The 2,483-nt window shown below is 73.3% G+C and carries 4 protein-coding genes; 2 read left to right on the top strand and 2 right to left on the bottom strand.

Translation table 11 applies throughout. The features are described from left to right. Positions 1-362, bottom strand: a 362-nt coding sequence (locus tag AB0C29_RS43345; RefSeq protein WP_360833480.1) for a DUF2203 domain-containing protein, incomplete at its 3' end; no start/stop codon positions are given. A gap of 64 nt (positions 363-426) precedes the next feature. On the opposite strand from AB0C29_RS43345, the gene AB0C29_RS43340 reads away from it, so the two are divergent. Beyond that, a complete protein-coding gene (locus AB0C29_RS43340; RefSeq protein ID WP_360833478.1) occupies positions 427-792 on the top strand; it encodes a hypothetical protein in 366 nt (121 codons plus the stop codon). Between the two features lie 19 nt (positions 793-811). Here AB0C29_RS43340 and AB0C29_RS43335 read toward each other — a convergent pair whose 3' ends face one another. Next, entirely contained in the window at positions 812-1,651 is an 840-nt protein-coding gene (locus AB0C29_RS43335; protein WP_360833476.1) for a patatin-like phospholipase family protein, read from the bottom strand. A 107-nt stretch (positions 1,652-1,758) separates the two neighbouring features. Between AB0C29_RS43335 and AB0C29_RS43330 the strand changes: the two genes are divergently transcribed. Beyond that, a partial coding sequence (locus AB0C29_RS43330) for an MCP four helix bundle domain-containing protein (RefSeq protein WP_360833474.1) occupies positions 1,759-2,483 on the top strand: 725 nt, incomplete at its 3' end.

Genomic DNA, 2,483 nt, shown 5'->3' with positions numbered 1-2,483 from the left:
CTGGGCTGCGGGCGCCGGCCCGCGAAGCCCAGGTCGAGGCGGTGGTACCAGCCCAGCTCGGTCTCACCCTCGAGCCAGCACAGCAGCACCGGCACCCCGTCGAGGTCGGCAGGGAAGTCGACCAGCAGCGGCGCGACGCCCTTGAGCTCGGCCCCGGTCTCCTGCACCTCGGTCATCAGCTCATTGAGCCGGGCCTCGGCGGCCTTCTGCTCGGGCAGCCCGCCCAGCGCCGTCGGCGTGCCCCCGACGGCCAGCGCGGCGGACAGCTCGACCATGTCGGCCCGGACGACGACAAGCTCGTCGAGCACCGGCCGCAGCTTGGCCAGCTCGGTGCGGGCCTGCGCCGGCGTGAACAACCCCATGCCCGCAAGTCTGTCACCTAGCGTGGGCCGCGCAGCGTCGAGGTCCGGCCGCCGGGAGGCTCCAGTGCACGCATCGCCTGCCGCGGCCGTCGTCATCACGGGTGCCATGGCCGACGGTTATGCGCGGGCCGGTTTCACGGCGGTGGTCCAGGACATGATCCTCGGGCCCGACCTCGCCCGCTACGTCGACCTGTTCACCACCCGGCCCCGCTTCGTCGTCGTCCTCGCGCCCCGCCCGGACGTCCTGGCCCACCGCGAGCGGACCCGGACCAAGAAGGGGTACGGCGACTGGACCGTCGCTGCCCTGGACCACGCCCTGCGCATGGACGCCCCGCGCCTCGGGCTGTGGCTCGACACGTCGCACCAGACGCCTGCGCAGACCGTGCAGGAGATCGTCGAGCGGTTGCCCGAGGCCCGGCTGCCGGACTGACCTCAGGCCGGCGCAGACCTCAGGGGCGCTGCCGGTTGCGCCAGGCCGCGCGGGCCTCGGCCACCTGCACCAGCGCCTGCACCAGGGGCAGGGACTCCTCGGCGGCGGCCTCGCCGGCCTGTTCGAACTCGCTCATCCGGGACAGCTCCCAGAACGCGTACGCGTCGACGTCCGGGGTCAGCACCAGGTCCGCGTCGCGGGCCAGCTGTCCCTCGACGCCGGGGTGCAGGGTGCTGACCGCCACCATGATCTGCACCATCGTCTTCGGCGGGCGGCGCGGCAGCGGGCCGGACACGTCCACCGCCACCACGATGTCGGCGCCCATGCTGCGGGCCAGGGCGGCCGGGACCATGTCGACCAGGCTGCCGTCGACCAGCAGCATGTCGTCGCGGGTGACCGGCGGGAAGACCCCCGGGATGGCCGAGCTGGCCAGGACCGCGCTGGCCACCGGGCCCTCGTCCAGCACCACCCGCCGGGCGGTGGTGAGCTCGCAGGCCACCGTGGCGAACGGCAGGGCCAGGTCGGCGAAGGTGCGGCCGTCGAGGGTCTTGTCGAGGAAGGTGCCCAGCCGCGACGTCTCGAACAGTGACCGGCCGGTGATGCTCGGGCGCACCAGGCGCGTCCAGTGCAGGGTGCGGGCCAGCGCGGAGATGTCCGGCGTGCTCATCCCGGCCGCGTAGAGCGCGCCGACCAGGGCGCCGGCGCTGCAGCCGGTGATCACCGACGGGGCCAGGCCGGCCTTGTCGAGAATGTTCAGCACCCCGATGTGGGCCGCACCGCGCACGGCCCCGCCGCCGAGCGCCAGCCCGATGCGGACCGGTTCGGCCTCGGCCGTCCGGTCCGGGTCTGTCAGCTCCATGCCCCCAGGGTGCAGGCCGCCGTGCCGCCTCACAAGCAGCGGGGTCACACACCCGCTTGTGCGGCATTCCGGCTCGTCGGGGCCGCGATGGGTGGTTTGCTGATCGGGTGGCGGACAATCTGCGCTGGCGGCTGCTGACGGACCGGCGGGTCGGCACCAAGATCATGATCGCGGTCGGGATCATCGCGGCGTTCAGCGTGGCCGACGGCGCCTTCGCCCTCAGCAGCCTGAGCCGCACCAACGACCAGGTCAAGACGGTGTACGGGCACAGCCTGGAGCTGAACACCATAGGGGAACTGCGCAGCGCGGCGAACCTGGCCTGGCTCGCGGCCGACGACTTCATCCTGGCCCGTGACCCCGCCCAGCGCTCGGCCGCCGCCACTGCCCTGAAGGACGCCGAGCAGGGCGTCGCCACCACCTCCGCCGAGTACGAGGCCTTCCCGCTGGGCGACGAGTCACGTGCGGCGGTCACCACCTTCGAGGGCGACTGGACGCGTTATCAGACCCTCGTTGACGACCAGCTCGTCCCGGCCGTGACCAGCGGCGACCGCACCGCGGTGGAGGCGCTGCGCTCGGGCCCGCAACAGAACGAGCTCAACGCCCTGCGGGCCGACCTGGCCACACTGTCCGCGGCCACCGTGCAGGAAGCCGCCGCTCAGGAGGCCGGCGCGGAGGAGCTGTTCCACTCCACCCGGCTCTGGGTCATCGTCGTGCTGGCGGTCAGCGCGGTGGCCGGCCTGCTGCTGGCGGCCGGCATCGCCCGGTTGATCGTCCGGCCGCTGGCCCGCTGTGTGCGTACCCTCCAGCAGATCGGCCAGGGTGACCTGACCGC

Source organism: Actinoplanes sp. NPDC048791, from assembly GCF_040650095.1.
Lineage (GTDB): Bacteria > Actinomycetota > Actinomycetes > Mycobacteriales > Micromonosporaceae > Actinoplanes.
This window is presented reverse-complemented; position numbering and strand designations above follow the sequence as displayed.

What these genes read in the sequence shown, in the direction of transcription:
- AB0C29_RS43335 (WP_360833476.1), bottom strand. Translation starts at nt 1,651, where the DNA reads ATGGAGCTGACAGACCCGGACCGGACGGCCGAGGCCGAACCGGTCCGC.